21 protein-coding genes are annotated in these 21,033 nt (G+C 44.1%); 15 read left to right on the top strand and 6 right to left on the bottom strand.

What is annotated here, in order from left to right:
• Window positions 1-455: 455 nt before the first annotated feature.
• Together clpS and clpA are read left to right on the top strand one after the other, a co-directional pair.
• A complete protein-coding gene (gene clpS, locus H2O73_RS09015; RefSeq protein WP_182108518.1) occupies window positions 456-776 on the top strand; it encodes an ATP-dependent Clp protease adapter ClpS in 321 nt (106 codons plus the stop codon).
• A gap of 47 nt (window positions 777-823) precedes the next feature.
• Window positions 824-3,091, top strand: coding sequence for an ATP-dependent Clp protease ATP-binding subunit ClpA (gene clpA / locus H2O73_RS09020; RefSeq protein ID WP_182108519.1), 2,268 nt, complete (start codon window positions 824-826; stop codon window positions 3,089-3,091).
• A 59-nt stretch (window positions 3,092-3,150) separates the two neighbouring features.
• On the opposite strand, the gene H2O73_RS09025 is transcribed toward clpA, so the two are convergent.
• Genes H2O73_RS09025 through H2O73_RS09035 form a run of 3 tightly spaced genes read right to left on the bottom strand, consistent with a single transcriptional unit; the run spans window position 3,151 to window position 5,511 of the window.
• Window positions 3,151-3,735 (bottom strand): YdcF family protein, encoded by a 585-nt coding sequence (locus H2O73_RS09025; protein ID WP_246335890.1) that lies wholly within the window; start codon window positions 3,733-3,735, stop codon window positions 3,151-3,153.
• 49 nt (window positions 3,736-3,784) lie between these two features.
• Entirely contained in the window at window positions 3,785-4,606 is an 822-nt protein-coding gene (locus H2O73_RS09030; protein WP_182108521.1) for an NAD(P)H-binding protein, read from the bottom strand.
• A gap of 20 nt (window positions 4,607-4,626) precedes the next feature.
• A complete protein-coding gene (locus H2O73_RS09035; RefSeq protein WP_182108522.1) occupies window positions 4,627-5,511 on the bottom strand; it encodes a LysR family transcriptional regulator in 885 nt (294 codons plus the stop codon).
• A gap of 87 nt (window positions 5,512-5,598) precedes the next feature.
• Here H2O73_RS09035 and H2O73_RS09040 point away from each other — a divergent pair, with 87 nt between their 5' ends.
• Window positions 5,599-6,036, top strand: a complete 438-nt coding sequence (locus H2O73_RS09040) for a PACE efflux transporter (protein ID WP_182108523.1) — start codon at window positions 5,599-5,601, stop codon at window positions 6,034-6,036.
• 58 nt (window positions 6,037-6,094) lie between these two features.
• Here the strand turns inward: H2O73_RS09040 and H2O73_RS09045 are convergent, their stop codons facing one another.
• Window positions 6,095-6,334: a TIGR02647 family protein gene (locus tag H2O73_RS09045; RefSeq protein ID WP_182108524.1), complete on the bottom strand. Its 240-nt coding sequence runs from the start codon at window positions 6,332-6,334 to the stop codon at window positions 6,095-6,097.
• A gap of 446 nt (window positions 6,335-6,780) precedes the next feature.
• Here H2O73_RS09045 and focA point away from each other — a divergent pair, with 446 nt between their 5' ends.
• A complete protein-coding gene (gene focA / locus H2O73_RS09050) occupies window positions 6,781-7,632 on the top strand; it encodes a formate transporter FocA (RefSeq protein WP_182108525.1) in 852 nt (283 codons plus the stop codon).
• Here focA and H2O73_RS09055 read toward each other — a convergent pair.
• On the bottom strand, window positions 7,629-7,814 hold the full coding sequence (locus H2O73_RS09055; protein WP_182108526.1) for a hypothetical protein: 186 nt from the start codon (window positions 7,812-7,814) through the stop codon (window positions 7,629-7,631). The two genes, focA and H2O73_RS09055, sit on opposite strands and share 4 nt — an antisense overlap.
• Window positions 7,815-7,994: 180 nt before the next feature.
• On the bottom strand, window positions 7,995-8,786 hold the full coding sequence (locus tag H2O73_RS09060) for an ABC transporter permease (protein WP_182108527.1): 792 nt from the start codon (window positions 8,784-8,786) through the stop codon (window positions 7,995-7,997).
• A gap of 440 nt (window positions 8,787-9,226) precedes the next feature.
• Between H2O73_RS09060 and torE the strand changes: the two genes are divergently transcribed.
• From torE to ybgE, 11 genes are all read left to right on the top strand, one after another.
• Window positions 9,227-9,406, top strand: coding sequence for a trimethylamine N-oxide reductase system protein TorE (gene torE, locus H2O73_RS09065; protein WP_182108528.1), 180 nt, complete (start codon window positions 9,227-9,229; stop codon window positions 9,404-9,406).
• Window positions 9,407-9,456: 50 nt separating this feature from the next.
• The gene (gene torC / locus H2O73_RS09070; protein ID WP_182108529.1) at window positions 9,457-10,641 is read left to right on the top strand and encodes a pentaheme c-type cytochrome TorC; all 1,185 of its coding nucleotides are present in this window, start codon (window positions 9,457-9,459) and stop codon (window positions 10,639-10,641) included.
• Between the two features lie 24 nt (window positions 10,642-10,665).
• The gene (torA, locus tag H2O73_RS09075; protein ID WP_182108530.1) at window positions 10,666-13,128 is read left to right on the top strand and encodes a trimethylamine-N-oxide reductase TorA; all 2,463 of its coding nucleotides are present in this window, start codon (window positions 10,666-10,668) and stop codon (window positions 13,126-13,128) included.
• 175 nt (window positions 13,129-13,303) lie between these two features.
• Entirely contained in the window at window positions 13,304-15,043 is a 1,740-nt protein-coding gene (locus H2O73_RS09080; RefSeq protein WP_182108531.1) for a glycoside hydrolase family 36 protein, read from the top strand.
• Window positions 15,044-15,107: 64 nt separating this feature from the next.
• Window positions 15,108-15,629 (top strand): crossover junction endodeoxyribonuclease RuvC, encoded by a 522-nt coding sequence (ruvC, locus tag H2O73_RS09085; protein WP_182108532.1) that lies wholly within the window; start codon window positions 15,108-15,110, stop codon window positions 15,627-15,629.
• A gap of 75 nt (window positions 15,630-15,704) precedes the next feature.
• Window positions 15,705-16,322 carry a Holliday junction branch migration protein RuvA gene (gene ruvA / locus H2O73_RS09090; RefSeq protein ID WP_182108533.1) on the top strand — a complete coding sequence of 206 codons (618 nt, stop codon included), beginning with the start codon at window positions 15,705-15,707 and terminating at the stop codon, window positions 16,320-16,322.
• Window positions 16,323-16,337: 15 nt separating this feature from the next.
• Complete coding sequence (gene ruvB / locus H2O73_RS09095) at window positions 16,338-17,342, top strand: Holliday junction branch migration DNA helicase RuvB (RefSeq protein WP_182108534.1); 1,005 nt, start codon at window positions 16,338-16,340, stop codon at window positions 17,340-17,342.
• Window positions 17,343-17,873: 531 nt separating this feature from the next.
• Window positions 17,874-19,460: a cytochrome ubiquinol oxidase subunit I gene (cydA, locus tag H2O73_RS09100; RefSeq protein ID WP_182108535.1), complete on the top strand. Its 1,587-nt coding sequence runs from the start codon at window positions 17,874-17,876 to the stop codon at window positions 19,458-19,460.
• 11 nt (window positions 19,461-19,471) lie between these two features.
• Window positions 19,472-20,608: a cytochrome d ubiquinol oxidase subunit II gene (cydB, locus tag H2O73_RS09105; RefSeq protein ID WP_182108536.1), complete on the top strand. Its 1,137-nt coding sequence runs from the start codon at window positions 19,472-19,474 to the stop codon at window positions 20,606-20,608.
• Between the two features lie 12 nt (window positions 20,609-20,620).
• The gene (gene cydX / locus H2O73_RS09110; protein ID WP_000270284.1) at window positions 20,621-20,728 is read left to right on the top strand and encodes a cytochrome bd-I oxidase subunit CydX; all 108 of its coding nucleotides are present in this window, start codon (window positions 20,621-20,623) and stop codon (window positions 20,726-20,728) included.
• On the top strand, window positions 20,721-21,023 hold the full coding sequence (gene ybgE / locus H2O73_RS09115) for a cyd operon protein YbgE (protein ID WP_182108537.1): 303 nt from the start codon (window positions 20,721-20,723) through the stop codon (window positions 21,021-21,023). The genes cydX and ybgE overlap by 8 nt, the downstream gene beginning before the upstream one ends.
• Window positions 21,024-21,033 lie beyond the last annotated feature (10 nt).

A 21,033-nucleotide genomic window follows, 5' to 3' on the forward strand; every position in this document is an offset into this window, starting at 1 on the left:
ATACATCCCTCATGCATATTGTTGTAATTCGTATAATTGACTGCACTCCTGTACGTCAATTCTCAAAGTGAATATCCATTCAGACGCTGCCGAAATTTCAATCACTTATTTTCCAGAGTAGTCAATGAGAGAATACAGTCAATAGTAAAAAGGTATTACTTGCTAAATATTTGAATACAATCCGGCTTCATCTTTTACAGTTTGATAACCGTTTTCACAGTGGCGACATGAGAATTTGAGTGAATATGACGGCTTTTGCTGTCTTTTTAATCACTTTTTGTCTATTAGACGTAAGAAAAGAAGGTTTTATTTGCAGCGACACAATTGCTAGATTAGTCTCTAAGTATGGGCATTTTTAACGGCTTGTGTTTTTTGCTCTTAATCAGAGATCTATCCATATTTTCCGTACAGCGAAGTGTTAAAATTACTACGAAACTATCTAGACAATACGTATCATGAGCAAGCATTTTGAATGGGTGACTCCAGACTCAGATCTACTGGAGTTAGAGAAAACTAAGGTAAAGCCACCGTCAATGTATAACGTTGTGCTAAACAACGACGATTACACACCGATGGACTTTGTGATTGAAATCCTAGAGCGCTTTTTTTCGATGGACATCGATAAAGCGACACAGATAATGCTCCAAGTACACTACGAGGGTAAAGCTGTTTGTGGCACATTTACCGCTGAAGTGGCTGAAACAAAAGTAGCGCAAGTTACAATGTATTCAAGGGAAAATGAGCACCCACTGCTCTGCACTATGGAACAAGCTTAAAGCTTGGCCGAACAATTAAGATTGAGTTGTTCTTTTAGGAGGTCCTTATGCTGAATAAAGAGTTAGAGTCGAGTCTCAATGGTGCTTTTGCCCGTGCTAGAGATAAAAGACATGAGTTTATGACCGTCGAGCACCTCCTGCTAGCGTTATTAGAGAACGATGCAGCGCGAGATGCGCTTGCGGCTTGTCAAGCTGATATTGATGCACTTCGCAACGAGCTTGACGTATTTATCGATCAGACCACCCCACTCATTCCTGAAAATGACGAAACACGTGAAACACAACCAACCTTGAGTTTTCAGCGCGTACTTCAACGTGCAGTTTTTCATGTTCAATCATCTGGTCGCAGTGAAGTCACCGGAGCCAATGTGCTGGTGGCTATTTTTAGTGAACAAGAATCTCACGCGGCTTATCTATTGAAGAAAAATGATGTCAGCCGCCTAGATATCGTTAATTTTATTTCTCACGGCATTACCAAAGCTTCGGGGTCTAATGACGAGCCTTCTTCAGATTCGTTTAGCAACGAAGCTTCAACCGAAGAAGTGAGTGGCGAAGAACGCCTAGAAAGTTTTGCTACTAACTTAAACCAAGTGGCTAAACAAGGTCAGATTGATCCTCTCATTGGCCGTGACAAAGAGTTAGAGCGAACGGTACAAGTATTGTGTCGTCGTCGTAAAAACAACCCATTATTGGTGGGTGAGGCAGGGGTCGGTAAAACGGCAATTGCGGAAGGTCTCGCTTGGAGAATCGTTGAAGGGCAAGTACCGGAAATTATCAAAGACAGCGTGATTTATTCACTGGATATTGGTTCGCTATTAGCGGGTACCAAGTACCGTGGTGATTTCGAAAAACGTTTTAAAACCATTTTGAAACAGCTTGAGAAAGAAGACGATGCCATCCTATTTATTGATGAAATTCATACCATCATTGGTGCGGGTGCGGCTTCAGGTGGTCAAGTTGATGCTGCCAATCTTATTAAGCCACTATTGAGTAGCGGTAAGTTACGCTGTATCGGTTCGACGACTTATCAAGAGTACAGCAATATCTTTGAGAAAGAGCGTGCACTTTCTCGTCGCTTCCAGAAAATCGATGTGGTTGAGCCATCTATTGATGACACCACTAAGATCTTAATGGGTTTGAAACCGAAATACGAAGCTCACCATGAGGTGCGCTATACCAACAAAGCACTACGTGCGGCAGTAGAGCTTTCAGCGAAATACATCAATGAGCGTCATCTGCCGGATAAGGCGATTGATGTCATTGATGAAGCGGGGGCGCGTAGCCGCCTTGCACCTGCAAGCCGTCGTAAGAAAACTGTGGGTGTAGCAGACATTGAAGCCATGGTCGCTAAGATGGCACGTATCCCTGAAAAATCAGTCTCTTCTTCAGATAAAGAAGTGTTACAGACTCTTGATCAGAAAATGAAGATGTTGGTGTTTGGTCAAGATGGTGCGATCGATGTGCTTACCGAAGCAATCAAGCTGACACGTGCTGGCTTGGGAGCAGATAATAAACCGGTGGGTTCTTTCCTATTCGCAGGTCCAACGGGTGTTGGTAAGACTGAAGTAACGGTTCAGCTTTCGAAACTATTGGGTATTGAACTACTTCGCTTTGACATGTCTGAATACGGTGAACGCCATTCAGTGAGTCGATTGATTGGTGCTCCTCCGGGCTATGTTGGTTATGATCAAGGTGGTTTGCTGACTGATGCGGTCATCAAGCATCCTCATTCGGTGGTATTACTTGATGAGATTGAGAAGGCGCACCCTGATATCTTTAACCTGTTACTGCAAGTGATGGATAACGGTACGCTGACTGACAACAACGGTCGCAAAGCGGATTTCCGTAATGTTATTTTAGTACTGACTACCAACGCCGGTGTTCAGGAAACTGAGAAACGTTCAATTGGACTAGTACAGCAGGATCACAGCCCAGATGCAATGGCGGAAATTAAGAAAGTATTTACACCAGAGTTCCGTAACCGTTTAGATAATATCATGTGGTTTAATAGCCTCGATGAGCAAGTGATCCAGCAAGTTGTCGACAAATTTATTGTTGAACTGCAAGCTCAGCTAGATGCGAGGGGCGTGTCACTTGAAGTTTCTGATGATGCTCGCCAATGGTTAGCGGTGAAAGGTTACGATAAGGCGATGGGTGCACGTCCGATGGGTCGAGTTATTCAAGAGCAACTTAAGAAACCTCTGGCAAATGAGCTGCTGTTTGGCTCGCTAATCGATGGCGGTACGGTGAAAGTCACGCTACAAGGTGATGAGCTCGTGTTTGATTTTGATAAAGAAGCAGAAGCGGTTCATTAATCATTAATGTGTTAGAAATACCAAGCCAGAGCAGATGCTCTGGCTTTTTTATGCTTGTGCTATAGCTGCTGTTTAATAGCTTGATAGGCAAGTTCGACGTTTTCTGGGATCGGCTGTTCGATTTGAAATCCTTTGTCGGGGTAACTCTTGATGCGTTCAAAATCACCCATCATCGCTTCCACAACAGTGAATAAATCAATATCTTCTGAAAAATAGTCACTGAATGGCTGTTTGGCAGAGCTGACGGCAACATACTCAACGCTACCGGGCCACTGTTTGACAAAAGTGGCGTATGCTCGTCTTTCCATATAAGGTTTTTGCACCAAGATCAATCGATGAAAATCCAATCCAAGTTCTTTACAGCGATTGGCGCTAAATTGAATATTCTCACCGCTGTTAGTCGATTGGTTTTCAATAATGATATCCCGTGATGGTACACCCATGTCACGGGCTATCGCGGCAAAAGTGTCTGCCTCACTTTGTTCAAAAACGCCGGCGGTTAATCGACCTAAACCACCAGAAAAGAGAATTTTATTGGCTAAGCCCTGTTGATATAGCTCAACCGCGTGTTCTGCAACGCGTACGTCGTTGCTGCCTAACACTAAAATACAATCTGCAGGTTCAAGTTGGTGATTTAGCTGCATGTAATGCCAAAGCGTTTCGATGTGTTGATAGAGTTTCACATAAACCTCGCTAGATGATTTCCAGTGTATGTTGAAAGTGAAATTTGTAGCCAAGCTCGACCAGTTTTTCAGCGCAAATACGTTTGTCAGCTGTATGTACAATTGGTGGCAACGTAGCGTCATAACCACTGCGCTCAATTGCCATTTGGTAAAATGCGGCTTTATTGGTGGTATTTGGTGTGGTGGCATTCACTATTTGATTGTTGACGTGCAAGGTGGCGAAGCTTACTGCGCCAATGGCATCGGTAAGGTGAAGCATATTCGCAGGCGCTTGGTCGCTTACTTGGCGTAAGTGTGAGACAAACCTTGCTGGGTTTCTATTTGGTCCAACCAAGCCACTACAACGCACAATCGCGTAATCCAGACCGCTATTGATGAGCTTTTGCTCGGCTCTTAGCATGACTTTGGCACTGTCGGAAAAATCATCAGCTTCAAGCGCTAAAGCAAGGGAAGCCATCTCTTCAGACATATTGTCAGCGCGATTAGGGTAAACGGTTGTCGAACTCACCATAATCAGTTTACTGACGGCAAGCCCTTGTGCGATGGCGATGAGGTTTGCCCAATATTCAGCGTATTCTTCGCCTTTCCCTTTACGAAATCCGGGCGGAAAGCTCCCGATCAGTGTATCGAGTTGGTGTGGGGTGAGGGTGTCGATGTTTTGTTGCACTGAGTCCTCAAGGTTGACGATTGCTGATGTTAAACCTTGATCTGAAACGTCGGCTGCACCCGACTTTGTCGTTTTTGTGATGACAACATAGTGACCAAGGTTAGTGAAAAACTGACCAAGAGGTAAGCCTAGCCAACCGCCACCGATGATTCCTATCCGCTTCATATTGGTCTCCTTTTCCAAAGCTAACTTACATTACGTAACTCGCGTAGTCTTTGCCGTAAAAAATTGTGCGCTGGGCATGTGCTGATGGACTGATGCTGAATAACATCAATATTCGCGTGCCATGATAAGTTTTCAAACTGCGTGCGCAATCGAACCAGCTTTTGACTGGCGGTTTGGTTTTGCGCGAGATGCTTTGGCAGCATACCCCAGCCAAACCCATTACTCACTAAATCTAGAAGAATATAGTAGTTGTCTGCAAACCAAACATCAGGACTGTAGGCTTGCTGGAAACTGCTCATCTCGTTTGTTTTCGAGCGTATCACGACCTGGCGATGTAATCTAAGCATATCCAGATGGGGCAGAGTCTCTTCTGCGAGCGGGTGTTCCTTGGCTACATAAACATCAAATTCAACGCTGCCGAGTCCCTCAAAGTCGACGCTATCATCGAGTGATGCCTCACTAAACATGATTCCCATGGTCGCGCGTTGCTCTCTAACTAACTGAATGATATCGATACTTGAAGCGGTTAAGCATTCGAAGTGAATGGTGGGAAATTGTTGGCATACATCTTTTAAGGCTTGAGATAGCTGTGTTGTCGGGATGCCTTCATCGATCGCTAATGTGATATCGCGGTAGGTGTTTTTTTCGAGTTGTTCAGCGCAATACATTAGTCGTCGGTGCTGAATTAGTGAGGCTTTGGCATACGAAAGCAGTCGTTCGCCATCGATGGTGAGCTTTGGGTATCGACCTGATCGGTCAAAGAGGTCAACACCACAATCAATTTCCATGTTCATTACGTGCTGGCTAATGGCAGATTGTACTTTTTTTAGATGGCGAGCAGCCGCAGAGAAGGATCCTTGCTCCGCAGTCGTTACGAACGCTTCCAGTTGTTCAATACTAAACATATCACTTTTACAGATGGTATCTAACTTTGATCTATCTTAGATGTAGATGAAAATAAGCGCAAATCGAAACATACTGAGAGTAAAAATATGCAAACCAAAGAGCGCATTTTCCACGCCATCACCTTTGAAGCCATCGCATTGGCGATCATTATCCCAAGTACAGCGCTGATTACTGGAAAAGCGACGGGCGATCTGGCCATTGTTGGTGTCGGTCTAAGTTTGTTCACTGTCGTGTGGAACTATTTCTATAATGTTCTATTTGACCGATGGTTTGGTAGTGATAGAAGTAGTCGTTCGTTGGCGATGCGTATAGGTCATACTTTTGGCTTTGAAGGGGGATTGATTTTCTTGTCAGTGCCAACCATTGCGTGGTTCTTACAAATCAGTATTGGAGCAGCGCTATTGCTAGAGGCAGGATTTTTAGTGTTCTTCTTCTTTTATGCGACGGGATTCAACTGGTGTTATGACCGCTTGCAGCCATATAAAAAATTATTCGGTCACAAAGTGAGTGCTGTCGTTCAATAATAGAGTCAGCGGCGTGATCAAACAAAAAGGAGCACCGATGGGTGCTCCTTATTAATAACTATTTCTGAGTAGATAAAATACGTAGCATTTTGTCAGCGTGTTCTGCTACTTCAATACCAGCGTCAGTTAAGTAACCGCCGTCAGGTAGTGTACAAAGCCCCTTCTCATAAAGACGTTGCACAGCTTGTTGCATGTCTTCAGATGCATCGCTGTGAACTTTAATGCCAGTAGCTGAGCTACTAAGATCGAATTGCAGTAGCAAATTTAATTCAGAAAGATGTTCTGGCAAGTATTTCATGGTTTGTTCCTTTTAGTTAGTACCTATGCCCAAATCGCTTTGAGATCAAAGTTGTTTTCCCACTTAGTCTCATACAGCGGCTTGAGTACCTTAAAACTACTGCTAATAATGCAACTAAACAATGCTATCACGCAAGAATTGTTAGGCAGCCCATAAAAGTGGAATTTTGCATAAAGAATTACTTTATTATGAAAAATTAGCCTAAAGACGAAAAATAGCAAATGTTCCAAAAGGTGCGTCTTTTTATCGCATTGTTTATTAAGGGATTTACTTGGTTTGGTTTAGGTGTTTTTACTCTTTTAATTACGGTATTTAACGTAATCTATGCGCGAAGTCAGTCTCGTTACAAACAAATTTCGTTAACACTAAAATTAGCGCTTGAATAATGAACTCTTTAGGAGGAATATCCGCGACCACTGACTCACTAGCTTCAAATTGCTACCACCATGAATTTAAATCAATTTGATTCTCTACTGCCGCCACAAATGGCAGAACGCGCCGCCGAAATCGGTTTAGGCAAAGCAACCAAAGACCCTGCTAAATCTTTCTTACTGGCCATTTCTGCCGGTCTCCATATTGGTATTGCATTTGTTTTTTATACCACAGTCACAACCGGTGCTACCGAGATGGCATGGGGCATGTCTCGACTTATTGGTGGGATTGCATTTAGCTTAGGTTTGATTCTTGTTGTTGTTACCGGTGGTGAGCTTTTTACAAGCTCGGTATTAACGCTGGTCGCGCGAGCAAGCGGTAAGATTTCATGGGGTACACTGTTTAAGAACTGGTGTGTGGTTTACGTAGGTAACTTAATCGGAGCGTTGCTGCTGGTAGGCTGTATGCTGGTCACTAAGCAGTATATGTTTGGTCATGGCGAAGTGGGCTTGAATGCCATGGCAATTTCACAACACAAATTGCACCATGGTTTTTTCCAGGCGGTTGCGCTAGGAATAATGTGTAACGTACTGGTGTGCATCGCGGTTTGGATGACATTCAGTGGTCGCACATTAACCGATAAAATCATGGTGATGATTTTGCCAGTGGCGATGTTTGTCTCTGCGGGGTTTGAACACTGCATCGCAAATATGTTTCAGGTGCCAATGGCGATTGGTATTAAAACGTTCGCCCCAGCGGAATTTTGGCAAATGACTGGTGCGAATATCGCAGATTATGCGGATTTGAACTTAGCTGGCTTTATTGTAAATAACCTCGTTCCAGTAACACTAGGTAACATTATTGGTGGCGGTTTATTTGTTGGCATGTGGTACTGGCTGATCTATTTGCGCGACGATAAGCACTAAAAGAACTGAAGGCTCGCGATGCGAGCCTTTTTTACATCTCGAGAGTGCCGAATGGTAAGGCGGTAGTCTTGTTGTGATGAGAGAACGCTGGGTTTATCAACCAGCCAGTCCTTTTGCTCTTCGGTGGTGATATCTTTTTTGAAACCACAGTTGTCAATAGAGTCAAAGGGCAGTTCTTGCATGGTGACTTATCCTTTTTGGTGGTGTTTCGAACTATTTATCGCCACCTTATAAAGGAGAGGTTGCAAATCAATGACAGTGAACATGAATAAAAAACGATCTTTTCAATAACTGCCTACAGCCTTATCCACAGATTCTGTGGATAAGATCCAATATAGCCAGTGAGTAGTTGAAAATATTGGTTATTTATCGCTCAGGTTAACTAAGATGCGACCATTTGCATTGATGCAGCTTTTTACACTTAAGCTTAAAGTGACCGCAATAGAAACAGACAGCATGACAAAGATCGCGACCATGATCATCAGTTGATATTTGATCGCAATCATCGGGCTTGCACCACCCAATATTTGCCCGGTCATCATGCCTGGAAGGGTAACCAATCCGGTCGTGCTCATGGAAGCAAGGGAGGGCGCTAACGATTTTTGTAGTGCTTCTCTAACAAAAGGCAGGCTGGCATATTTTGGTGATGCCCCGAGGGAAATAGCGGCTTCATATTCTGTTTTTCGTTGCTCAAGGCTGGTGAATAAATTCTGCAGTGCCACAATATTTCCGCTTAATGAATTACCAAGCAGCATTCCAGCTAAGGGGATTAAGTATTGTGCGTTATAGAATGGTTCAGGCTGTATGACCGCGATACAAATCAGTATCAGAAGTGGTAGCAAGCCTAAGATAAGCCCCGTCATGACAGGTAGTAGTACTTTTGTTCTAGGTAGTTTGGCTTTACTCACAATCGAGCTTGAGCCGATGATAATCATTGCAAATAACCAACATATGTTGATTGCTAGATTATTGATTTTAAACAAATACTCTAGGTATACGCCGACAAGAACTAACTGCACAGTCATACGTAGAACACTAATGACTAGCTCTTTTTCAATCTTGAGTTGGTAATAACGACTTAATGCTAGCGGTACGATTAACGTGCTGAAAAATAAAGCTAAAACTCCCCAATGAATATCGGCTACCGATGCCATCTAACGTCCCCATAATAGCGTCTGATACACACCTAGTTTATACGCGATGATGGCAAGGAATTAAACATCCCAATAAGAATTCAAGCAAGAATTTAAATGTTACCTATTATTAACATTTAACCTGATTTTGTTGTGGGCTGTTCCATTTATTGTGGGGAAAATAGAGATTTTTCCATGTGATATGCATCACATTTGAAAATTGTGACCTCAGCAAATTGCTGTTAACATTTATTCACATATAAATGCATTTTTACACATGAAACCTTATTCAAACACATCTCTGTATCAGCTCAAAAAAGTAGTGATAAAAAGAGCTTATGAGGGAGTAATTGATTGAACCCTATAAAGAGTATGGTCTAAAATTTTCTTTAGAAACAGTCGTTCATTCAGTTCACTTTTGTGGGCTGACAAATAACACTAAATACACGATAGGCAAATGTATGAGTGATGTTAATAAAATTGAAAGTGGTGAAAAACGCTCACTGGAGTGGAAGTCTTTCTTCTTCATTGCAGTTGTTCTGTTCCCAATCTTGAGTGTGGCGTTCGTAGGTGGCTACGGATTTATTGTTTGGGCACTGCAAGTGTTCTTCTTTGGACCTCCAGGCGTACACGGCATGTAAGCCGTTGAGCTCATATACACACTTTTGAAAAGATTTTAAGAGAGCAAGCAATGAAGTCATTAGTAATTAAATTGTGGCGCACAATGTCGCGCCCAGCGGTACATATCAGCCTTGGTGTTTTGACCATGGGTGGTTTTATCGCTGGTGTTATCTTCTGGGGTGGCTTTAACACCGCTTTAGAAGCTACAAACACAGAAAAGTTCTGTATTAGCTGTCATACAATGCGTGACAACGTTTACGTTGAACTACAAGATACCGTTCACTGGAAAAACCACTCTGGTGTTCGTGCAACTTGTCCTGACTGTCACGTTCCTCATAACTGGACAGATAAAATCGCACGTAAGATGCAAGCTTCTAAAGAAGTATTTGCACAAGTGTTTGGCAACTACGATGAACCAGGTGTTTTTGAAGAGCGCCGTATCGAACTAGCGAAACACGAATGGGATCGTTTCTCTGCAAACAAATCTCTAGAGTGTAAAAACTGTCATAACTACAACTCTATGGACTTCGAGCAAATGTCTCCAACTGCTCGTATCCAAATGAAGCAAGCGGCTGAGAAAGATCAAAGCTGTGTAGATTGCCACAAAGGTATTGCACACAATCTTCCAGCAGGTATGGATAGTATTGGCGGTATCGTAGGTGATCTAGAAGCATTGGCTTCAAACACTAACTACGATGTTGGTCAAACTCTAGTCAGCGTGCGTCACCTACCAATTTACTTCGATGATAAAGGCGAAAAAGAAGCAGGTCTTCTAAACCCAGCATCGACAGTGAAAGTGATTGCTGATAAAGGCGACTACGCTGAAATCGAGATCGACGGCTGGCGTAAAGCGAAAGGCTTCGGTCGCGTAATTCAAGCTGATTTTGGTAAGAATATTGCGGTAGCTTCTCTTCTTAAAGAAGCATCAACAGACAGCAATGTTGTTACTGCTGGCGAGAAAAAAGTGGATGAGCTAACAGGTCTTCCATGGGAGAAAGTGGCAGCGAAAGTATGGATTAAGAAAGAATCTATGCTGAACGACATCACGCCTGTATGGGAAAAATCTGCTGAAGCATATAAAACAAACTGTTCAGTATGTCACACTCAACCAGCTGAAGCGCACTTCGATGCAAACACTTGGCCTGGTATGTTCGACGGTATGCTTGCGTTCGTTAACCTAGATACAGATAGTGAAGCACTGATCTTGAAGTACCTACAGATGCACTCTTCAGATTTTGCTGAAGGTCACCACTAATACGCGTCGGATGGAGTAATTTAAATGGCAATTACACGAAGAAGTTTTCTTAAGGGCGTAGCAACAACGAGTGCTGCGTCAGTAATCGGTCCTAGCCTTTTAGCGTCAGCTTCAGCTAGCGCGGCAGAGACCACGGGTACTTGGAAAGTAACCGGTTCTCACTGGGGCGCATTCCGCGCCCACATCTATGCGGGTAAAGTTCAAGAAATCAAACCAATTGAACTTGATAAAAACCCAACAGAGATGTTGAACGGTATTAAAGGTATTATCTACAGCCCATCACGCGTACGTTACCCAATGGTACGCCTAGATTGGTTGAAGAAGCACAAATACAGCGCTGAAACTCGCGGTAACAACCGTTTCATCCGTGTTACTTGGGATGAAGCTCTAGACTTGTTCTACCGTGAACTAGAACGCGTACAAAAAGATTACGGTCCTTGGGCTCTGCACGCAGGCCAAACAGGCTGGAACCAAACTGGTTCATTCAACAACTGTACTGCGCACATGCAACGTGCTGTTGGTATGCATGGTAACTTCATCACTAAAGTAGGTGACTACTCTACGGGTGCAGGTCAAACCATCATGCCTTACGTATTAGGTTCAACTGAAGTTTACGCTCAAGGTACATCTTGGTCTGAAATTCTTGATAATTCAGACAACATCGTATTATGGGCAAACGATCCAGTGAAAAACCTTCAAGTAGGTTGGAACTGTGAAACGCATGAGTCATTCAAATACCTAGCGCAACTGAAAGAGAAAGTAGCCAAAGGCGAAATCAATGTGCTTTCTGTTGACCCAGTGAAGAACAAAACTCAGCGTTACCTAGAGAACGATCACCTGTACATCAACCCGATGACAGACGTAGCGTTCATGCTGGCTGTTGCTCATGTACTTTACAATGAAGATCTACACGACAAGAAGTTTATTGAAACTTACTGTCTAGGTTTTGAAGAGTTCATTGGTTACGTTCAAGGCGAAACCAAAGACAAAGTTGTTAAGACGCCTGAGTGGGCAGAAGAGATCTGTGGTGTTAAAGCTGACAAGATCCGCGAATTTGCACGCATGCTTGTTAACGGTCGTACGCAAATCCTGATGGGTTGGTGTATCCAACGTCAAGAGCACGGTGAGCAGCCATACTGGGCAGCAGCAGTTGTTGCAGCAATGGTTGGTCAAATCGGTCTACCTGGCGGTGGTATCTCTTACGGTCACCACTACTCAAGCATCGGTGTTCCTTCAACTGGTTTTGCTGGCCCTGGCGGTTTCCCTCGTAACTTAGATACGGGCATGAAACCAAAATGGGACAACAACGACTTTAACGGTTACAGCCGCACAATCCCTGTTGCGCGTTGGATCGACTGTCTATTAGAACCAGGCAAAGAGATCCGTTACAACGGTGGTAAAGTTAAGCTTCCAGACTTCAAGATGATGGTGATCTCGGGTTGTAACCCATGGCACCACCACCAAGATCGTAACCGCATGAAGAAAGCCTTCAAAAAGCTTCAAACTGTGGTCACTATTGAGTTTGCTTGGACTGCGACCTGTCGTTTCTCTGATATCGTGCTACCTGCATGTACTCAGTGGGAACGTAACGATATCGACGTGTATGGTTCTTACTCGAACAAAGGTCTAGTGGCAATGCACCGCCTAGTTGACCCATTGTTCCAGTCTAAGACTGACTTCCAAATCATGAGTGAACTAACTCAACGTTTTGGTCGCCGTGACGAATACACCCGTGGTATGAGCGAAATGGAGTGGATCCAAAGCCTATACAACGATTGTAAAGACGCGAACAAAGGTAAGTTCGAAATGCCTGAGTTCAACGAATTCTGGGAACAGAGCGTATTAGACTTTGGTGAAGGTAAACCTTGGGTTCGCCATGCAGACTTCCGTCAAGACCCAGAGATCAACCCTCTAGGTACACCGTCTGGCTTTATTGAGATTACTTCTCGTAAGATTGGTCGTTACGGTTACGAACACTGTCAAGAACACCCAATGTGGTTTGAAAAGACAGAACGTTCGCACGGTGGTCCTGGTTCTAAGAAGCACCCATTCTGGCTACAATCGTGCCACCCAGACAAGCGTCTGCACTCTCAGATGTGTGAATCTGAAGAATTCCGTGCAACTTACGCTGTTCAAGGTCGCGAGCCAGTTTACATCAACCCACTTGATGCTAAAGCGAAAGGCATTAAAGATGGTGATTTAGTACGTGTATTCAACGACCGCGGTCAGCTAATGGCTGGTGCTGTTCTAACAGACAGCTACCCACGTGGCGTGATTCGTATTGAAGAAGGTGCATGGTACGGTCCTCTGAATGAAAAAGAAGGCGCTATCTGTACTTACGGCGATCCAAACACACTAACGCTAGACATCGGTTCTTCTGAACTAGCTCAAGCAACGTCTGCAAACACTTGTATCGTTGACTTTGAGAAGTTCAAAGGCAAAGTTCCGCCAGTAACTTCATTTGGTGGTCCAATCGAAGTCGCTTAATCAGCTTAGCGATGAAAACAAAAACCAGCCTTTGGGCTGGTTTTTTTATGCCTAGTACCAAATAATTAATCGGCTGAAAACGTGACTCACATAGGTTTTGCCCTACTTGATTACATAGACTTACTCGATCCGCAATGCTCTAATGCCGAAAAGTGCACAGTGACAGGGAGTCAAGATGCAACAGCGAGTCAAATTAGAGTGTAATGCCGAATTGAACATAGCCAGTCACAATATCTTGGTGACCCCAAATGGCAATGAGGCGAGTTTTAGTTTCTCAGGCTTGTGTAATGATCCCATCGACAGCAAATACCCATTATTTACTCTTGATTACCATATAGAACCGCAAGCGATACTGTATGGCGATGGCTTTCAAATGAGTTGCCAAACAATTGGAACAGTAGACAACAGCCGTACGGTGGGTAATTTTCCCGACAATGGGTCACTGTTTCGTATTTACCCTAGTGGTGATCCTAAACGCTACTATAACTATTTGGTGATCGCAGATTCACTTGGCTACACCCTAATTGGTTTCAGTTCGTGTTTTCGTTTTGCTGGTTTTTTTGAAGTGACGGAACGCACTGGGGGGCATCGAATAACCGCGTATATCGATGGAGAGAACAGTTGCCCAAGAGAATGGACATCAGTAGAGTTAGAGTCAGTGGTGGTGCTCAAATCAACAGAGCTCAGCCAAGTTTATAGTGACTTTGTCGGCTATATTCAGCGCCATCACCCTAAACGCGAAGGGGTAACGCGAGCTTCACCAATAGGGTGGAGCTCCCATCAATCGACAGGCAATACCATAGATGCGAGTACGTTATTTGCCAATCTGATGTTGCAATGTGAACAGCATCAATCTCTTGATTACGTCATCATTGAGCGTGGCTATCAAAGCGCGTTGGGTGATTGGCTAACCGCCTCTGAACAATTTGGTGTAAGCCTACAAATCGTGGTGGATACCATTAAAAAAATGGGTAAGAAACCTGGCGTTTGGTTGGCGCCTTTTATTGCCTCACCGCACTCTTCTCTATTTCAGCAACACCCTGATTGGTTTGTACATGATATCGATGGTCAGCCTTTAAGTGCCGACCAAGTGACGTATGCAGGGCTAGATGGCAAATCTTGCTATGTACTGGATACTACGAATGTCGATGTACAGGATTATTTGTATAACCTGATTCGGTTTATGCGCGAAGAACTCGGCATAGAGTTATTTAAATTAGATGGAAGCTATTGGGGAGCGATGAAGGGGTTTCGCCATTTGGAGGGTATTACTAGTATCGAAGCGTATCGAATGGGACTTGAAGTGATCAATGATGCCGCCAATGGTGCAATCGTTATGGCTTGCCAAGCTCCATTGTGGCCATCGTTAGGTTTAGTCGATATCATGCGGGTGACGGATGATGTACATCGTTCAGAGCGCCAATTCGAGCAAAACGCTCAAGCGACACTTTTGAGAAGTTGGCAGCACAGGTTGCTATGGCAAATAGATCCAGACAGATTAGTGCTGACTTCGCTCGCTAACCAAGGCTGCGAGCGTAAGTATTACAACTTTCACCGAACCGTGTTGCTTGCCAGTGGTGGCGCACTGTTATCAGGCGATCCGCTCAACGATATCACGCCATTTGCGCGCAGTTCCCTCAAACGGCTGACAACAAGGCACCAACACAGCCAACAAGCCGCCAGTTTTTCTGCTTTAAATTTGCACCATGGTACGCTCGACTTGACTGCTCAAAATGATCTTCATTGCCTATTTAACTATCAGCAACCAGCGAGAGAAGTGATGCTAACGGCGAATCATGCCGTTGATTGGCATGACTTTTGGACAGGGGAGAAGCTCAACAATGTGCCGACGCAAGCGTTTGAAGTGACATTAGAAGCAGGGCTTTTTGCACGCGCTATATTAACGGTTGGATAGGCTCGCCATTCTATAATTGGTGCTATACACTAAGCGTCGTTTATAGACATTGGTCAGGTTTAGTATGTCAATTATCTTGGGGATTGACCCAGGTTCACGCATTACCGGCTACGGCGTAATACGCCAGCAAGGCCGTCACTTACATTATTTAGGCAGCGGTTGTATCCGAACTTCTGAGAGCGATCTGCCGAGTCGCCTTAAGCAAATTTATGCTGGGGTGACGGAAATCATCACACAGTTCCAACCGGATGTGTTTGCTATTGAGCAAGTCTTTATGGCAAAAAATGCCGATTCAGCTTTGAAACTAGGGCAAGCTCGCGGCAGTGCTATTGTCGCCGCAGTAAATGCTGACTTGCCAGTACATGAATACGCAGCACGGCTGATCAAACAAGCGGTAACAGGAACGGGTGGGGCAGATAAGCAGCAAGTTCAACATATGGTGAAGCAAATGCTGAAACTCCCTGCGTGCCCACAAGCTGACGCGGCCGATGCACTAGGTGTGGCAATTTGTCATGCTAATACAAACAAGACCTTAATAGCCCTTGCAGGCAAAGCGACCAGTGCTCGTCGAGGGCGTTATCGCTAACGGGTTTTTTACTGGCTATCCATCCAGTTATTTATTATCATCAACAGATATTTATTATTCCCCTAGGTACATACAGTGATCGGACGTCTACGCGGCATCTTGCTTGAAAAACAGCCTCCTGAACTCCTTATTGAAGTCAACGGTATTGGCTACGAAGTCCAAATGCCAATGAGCTGTTTCTACGAATTACCCAATATTGGTGAAGAAGCGATCATCTATACGCATTTTGTGGTACGTGAAGATGCCCAACTACTGTATGGATTCAATACTGTAAAAGAACGCGCCCTTTTCCGTGAAGTGATCAAAGCCAATGGCGTGGGACCTAAATTAGGTTTAGGGATCCTATCAGGCATGACGGCAAGCCAATTTGTGGCGAGTGTTGAGCGAGAAGATATTTCTACCTTAGTGAAGCTTCCGGGTGTTGGTAAGAAAACAGCTGAGCGCCTAGTGGTTGAAATGAAAGATAGACTGAAAGGTTGGAGCGCAGGTGATTTGTTTACTCCGTTTACTGATGCGGCTCCAATTGATAATACGCCTCAATCGGCGCAGAACAATGCTGAAGAAGAGGCGGTGAGTGCCTTACTTGCTTTGGGTTATAAACCAACACAAGCATCTAAAGTTGTCTCTCAAGTATTGAAGCCGGGTATGAGCAGTGAAGAACTGATCAGAGAATCCCTTAAGTCTATGGTGTAATGAGGATCACTATCCATGATTGAAGCCGATCGCTTAATCGCGCCTGAGAATCCTAGTTTTCGTGATGAAGACGTTATCGATAGAGCTATTCGTCCGAAGAAGCTTGATGACTACCAAGGTCAAGACCATGTGCGTGGCCAAATGGAGATCTTCATTCAAGCGGCTAAGTTGCGCAGTGAGGCGCTCGACCATCTATTGATCTTTGGACCACCGGGTTTGGGTAAAACCACCTTAGCCAATATTGTCGCCAATGAAATGGATGTGAATATTCGTACCACTTCTGGTCCGGTACTGGAGAAAGCGGGCGATTTAGCTGCTTTGCTGACCAACCTAGAAGAAAACGACGTGCTGTTCATCGACGAGATTCACCGCTTAAGCCCGATGGTGGAAGAAGTGTTGTATCCCGCGATGGAAGATTACCAATTAGATATTATGATTGGTGAAGGTCCAGCAGCGCGCTCAATCAAAATTGATCTTCCTCCTTTCACGCTCATTGGTGCAACCACACGTGCTGGCTCTTTGACTTCGCCACTGCGTGACCGTTTTGGTATTACTCAGCGCCTTGAGTACTACAAAGTCGAAGATTTGCAGCATATTGTGCAACGCAGTGCGGATTGTTTGGGTTTGTCGATGGAATCAGATGGTGCGCTTGAAGTTGCGCGCCGAGCTCGTGGTACACCTCGTATTGCTAACCGACTACTTCGCCGTGTACGAGATTACGCGGAAGTAAAAGCGGATGGGCATATCAGTGCCGAGATTGCCGACAAAGCGTTAAATATGCTTGATGTTGATGCTAAAGGCTTCGATTACATGGATAGAAAACTACTGCTTGCCATTATGGAGAAATTTGGTGGTGGTCCAGTTGGCTTAGATAACATGGCCGCTGCCATCGGTGAAGAGAAAGACACCATTGAAGATGTGTTAGAGCCGTACCTAATTCAGCAAGGTTACCTACAACGGACGCCTCGCGGGCGTATCGCAACGGATAGAGCCTACCTTCATTTCGGTATCGAAAAGTAAACTTTGTTTTCATTTTTGGTAATGAAAGCTCAAGTGTTTGTAATTGAATAAAATAGATTGTGAACATTTGAGCTTTAAGGTGTATTATTCCCAATTGACATACGTTGCAGTGTGTTGTGTCTCACATAATTTAGAACATATCTAATACTTTCTAGGTATTAAAAATGCAACACTTGTAATTTATTTGTGATCTGCATTCACCTCTTTACCTGTTACTCCTGCCTTTTATTAACATCCAGCTTTAATTATTTTTGATCTGAGTCAAGTTGGGTGTTTTTTGTTCGTTTTTCGCAAAATAAGCTTGATGCAGATCAATACGGCTTGCGTCTATAAACCTTTTGAAACATCCGCCTTTTAGCAGTAATATTAGCAATAGCTATATTAGCTGGTGCTTAACAATTAACTAACTATTGCAGCACACATTTTTAACAATGTGATGTTTTGCGAAACATTTCTTGAATTAGTTCAACGTTTGAGAAGCTAAAGCAATGAACGTAAAGCGTGTCTTTCAGCCGACACATAGGAGTTCCCATGATTGACATAGTTGATCTATCGCGGTTGCAGTTTGCATTAACTGCGATGTATCACTTCTTATTCGTACCACTGACTCTAGGTATGGCATTTTTGCTTGCCATTATGGAATCAATGTACGTAATGACCAATAAGCAGATCTATAAGGACATGACCAAGTTCTGGGGTAAGCTTTTCGGTATTAACTTTGCACTTGGTGTGGCTACCGGCCTAACCATGGAGTTCCAGTTTGGTACAAACTGGTCTTATTACTCTCACTATGTAGGTGACATTTTTGGTGCACCTCTTGCCATTGAAGCTCTAGTAGCCTTTTTCTTAGAATCCACTTTCGTAGGCTTATTCTTCTTTGGTTGGGATAGATTGTCGAAACGTCAGCACCTCGCTGTGACTTGGTTAGTAGCACTAGGTTCTAACTTCTCGGCACTTTGGATCCTTGTTGCTAACGGATGGATGCAAAACCCAGTAGGTGCAGAATTCAACTTCGAAACCATGCGTATGGAAATGGTGAGCTTTGCTGAAGTCGTATTGAACCCTGTAGCGCAAGTGAAGTTCGTTCACACTGTTGCTTCTGGTTATACAACCGGTGCTATGTTCATTCTGGGTATCAGTTCATGGTATCTACTAAAAGGTCGTGATGTTGCCTTTGCGCGTCGTTCATTTGCGATTGCTGCTTCATTTGGTATGGCGGCGATTCTGTCGGTTATCGTACTTGGTGATGAGTCAGGTTATGAGCTTGGTGAAGTTCAGAAAGTGAAACTTGCAGCGGTAGAAGCTGAGTGGCATACAGAACCAGCGCCAGCTGCATTTACGCTGTTTGGTCTACCAAACCAAGAGACAATGGAAACGGACTACGCAATTAAAATCCCTTACCTAATGGGTATTATTGCGACGCGTTCATTGGATGAGCAAGTAACTGGTTTGCATGACCTACGTGAAGATCACGTTGATCGCATCCGTACAGGTATGTACGCGTATGAACTTCTTGAGAAGTTACGTGCGGGTGAGAAATCGGAAGCAAATATCGCAGCATTTGACGAAGTAAAAGGTGACTTAGGTTACGGTCTACTTCTTAAACGCTACACAGACAATGTGGTTGATGCGACAGAAGATCAAATCCAAGCTGCTGCGGACGATTCAATCCCAACGGTATGGCCGCTGTTCTGGTCGTTCCGTCTAATGGTCGGTTGTGGTTTCGTAATGCTATTCGTATTTGGTGCGGCGTTTGTTCAAACCTGTCGTCAAAAAATCGAGCAAAAACCATGGATTCTGAAAGCAACAATTCTAAGTATTCCATTGCCTTGGATTGCTATTGAAGCGGGTTGGTTTGTTGCTGAATACGGTCGTCAACCATGGGCGGTAGGTGAAATTCTACCAGTCAACGTGGCTGCTTCAGCGCTAACGGCTGCTGAAATTTGGACATCGCTGTTCGCTATTCTTGCGCTGTACACAGTGTTCTTAATTGCGGAAGTGTACTTGATGGTTAAGTTCGCTCGTAAAGGTCCAAGTAGCCTTAAAACAGGTCGCTACCACTTCGAGCAAAACGCTGACTCTGTAGAAGACAAAGTTAGCCGCCAAGTTGACGCGTAAGGAGAAAGAATATGTTTGATTACGAAATCTTACGACTTATCTGGTGGGTACTAATTGGTGTTCTACTAGTGGGTTTCGCCATCACAGATGGTTTTGATATGGGTGTTGGTGCGCTTGTACCTGTCATCGGTAAAACAGACACAGAACGTCGAGTGATGATCAACTCAATTGCTCCTCACTGGGATGGCAACCAAGTTTGGCTTATCACTGCTGGTGGTGCATTGTTTGCAGCATGGCCATTGGTTTACGCAACGTCATTCTCAGGTTTTTACCTCGCGATGATCGTTACGTTAGCGGCATTATGGCTGCGTCCGATTGGTCTTGATTACCGCTCAAAAATCGAAGATAAAAAGTGGCGAAGCACATGGGATATCTGTATCTCAATCAGTGGTTTTGTTCCACCAATCATCTTTGGTGTGGCGTTTGGTAACTTGCTACAAGGCGTTCCATTTGAACTGAGCGACTTCATGATGCCAACCTACCACGGTTCATTCTTCGGTCTACTAAACCCATTTGCTCTGCTATGTGGTCTAGTGAGTCTGTTTATGATCTTGATGCAAGGTGCGGCGTGGTTGCAAATGAAGACCACTGATGACGTTCATGCTCGTGCACGCGGCGTGGCTCAAATCATGGGTCTTTTGACGGCGGCTCTATTTGTTGCAGCGGGCTTCTGGGTTCAAGGTATGGAAGGTTACATTATTACTTCCGCTATTGATGGCAACGCAGCGTCGAACCCTCTAAACAAAGAGGTTGTTCGTGAAGTTGGTGCATGGATGAATAACTTCGAAGCGTATCCAGTGCTTTGGGCTGCTCCTCTGCTAGGCGTGGCAATGCCACTATTGACAGTGATTGCATCGCGCTTTGAAAAAGGTGGTTTTGCCTTCCTATTCTCTAGCTTAGGTAATGCAGGCGTTATCTTTACTGCGGGTCTTTCAATGTTCCCGTTCGTAATGCCTTCTAGCCGAGTACCGAGCCACAGCTTAACTATGTGGGATGCAACGTCATCTGAATTGACGCTAAACCTAATGACTGGCGTAGCGTTTGTTATGGTACCAATCATTCTTGGTTACACTTCATGGACTTACTACAAGATGTTTGGTCGTCTTGACAGCAAGTTCATCGAAGAAAACAAAAATTCACTTTACTAAGGAGCAATCACTATGTGGTATTTCGCATGGATTCTAGGTGTACTACTTGCTTGCGCATTCGGTATCATCAACGCTCTTTGGTTAGAGCATTCAGAAATGATGGACAAAGACAGTGAGTGATCTCGCTGGCTTGATGGCTAAATGGCATGCCCCAGTTGATAAGACCCTGTTTCGGGTTTTATCTCTGGTGTTGGGTTTCTTTCATGTCGCGATGTTGATGTGGGATCCTGAAGTGTATGCACAAGCAATTGGTGGATTTAACGTCGTTATCTCACCGCTGCTGATTTGGGCTATTTGTTCAAGTATGGTGTTTGGTTTATCGTTCAAACCTTATAAATGGTATTGGCAATTATTGTTCAGTCCCTACATCAGCTTGGGTATTTTGATTTATCTTACAATCGCTTACGTTTTGTAATTCGATTTGC

This window comes from Vibrio marinisediminis, from assembly GCF_014050145.1.
In the GTDB taxonomy this organism is placed as follows: domain Bacteria; phylum Pseudomonadota; class Gammaproteobacteria; order Enterobacterales; family Vibrionaceae; genus Vibrio; species Vibrio marinisediminis.

Bases quoted from the DNA above. Each gene is read 5' to 3' on its own strand.
- H2O73_RS09035 (WP_182108522.1), bottom strand. From the start codon at position 5,511: ATGTTTAGTATTGAACAACTGGAAGCGTTCGTAACGACTGCGGAGCAA.
- torE (WP_182108528.1), top strand. From the start codon at position 9,227: ATGAGTGATGTTAATAAAATTGAAAGTGGTGAAAAACGCTCACTGGAG.
- H2O73_RS09055 (WP_182108526.1), bottom strand. From the start codon at position 7,814: ATGCAAGAACTGCCCTTTGACTCTATTGACAACTGTGGTTTCAAAAAA.
- focA (WP_182108525.1), top strand. From the start codon at position 6,781: ATGAATTTAAATCAATTTGATTCTCTACTGCCGCCACAAATGGCAGAA.
- ruvC (WP_182108532.1), top strand. From the start codon at position 15,108: ATGTCAATTATCTTGGGGATTGACCCAGGTTCACGCATTACCGGCTAC.
- cydX (WP_000270284.1), top strand. From the start codon at position 20,621: ATGTGGTATTTCGCATGGATTCTAGGTGTACTACTTGCTTGCGCATTC.
- H2O73_RS09060 (WP_182108527.1), bottom strand. From the start codon at position 8,786: ATGGCATCGGTAGCCGATATTCATTGGGGAGTTTTAGCTTTATTTTTC.
- H2O73_RS09030 (WP_182108521.1), bottom strand. From the start codon at position 4,606: ATGAAGCGGATAGGAATCATCGGTGGCGGTTGGCTAGGCTTACCTCTT.
- cydA (WP_182108535.1), top strand. From the start codon at position 17,874: ATGATTGACATAGTTGATCTATCGCGGTTGCAGTTTGCATTAACTGCG.
- H2O73_RS09045 (WP_182108524.1), bottom strand. From the start codon at position 6,334: ATGAAATACTTGCCAGAACATCTTTCTGAATTAAATTTGCTACTGCAA.
- H2O73_RS09040 (WP_182108523.1), top strand. From the start codon at position 5,599: ATGCAAACCAAAGAGCGCATTTTCCACGCCATCACCTTTGAAGCCATC.
- torC (WP_182108529.1), top strand. From the start codon at position 9,457: ATGAAGTCATTAGTAATTAAATTGTGGCGCACAATGTCGCGCCCAGCG.
- clpA (WP_182108519.1), top strand. From the start codon at position 824: ATGCTGAATAAAGAGTTAGAGTCGAGTCTCAATGGTGCTTTTGCCCGT.
- ruvB (WP_182108534.1), top strand. From the start codon at position 16,338: ATGATTGAAGCCGATCGCTTAATCGCGCCTGAGAATCCTAGTTTTCGT.
- clpS (WP_182108518.1), top strand. From the start codon at position 456: ATGAGCAAGCATTTTGAATGGGTGACTCCAGACTCAGATCTACTGGAG.
- H2O73_RS09025 (WP_246335890.1), bottom strand. From the start codon at position 3,735: ATGCAGCTAAATCACCAACTTGAACCTGCAGATTGTATTTTAGTGTTA.
- H2O73_RS09080 (WP_182108531.1), top strand. From the start codon at position 13,304: ATGCAACAGCGAGTCAAATTAGAGTGTAATGCCGAATTGAACATAGCC.
- cydB (WP_182108536.1), top strand. From the start codon at position 19,472: ATGTTTGATTACGAAATCTTACGACTTATCTGGTGGGTACTAATTGGT.
- torA (WP_182108530.1), top strand. From the start codon at position 10,666: ATGGCAATTACACGAAGAAGTTTTCTTAAGGGCGTAGCAACAACGAGT.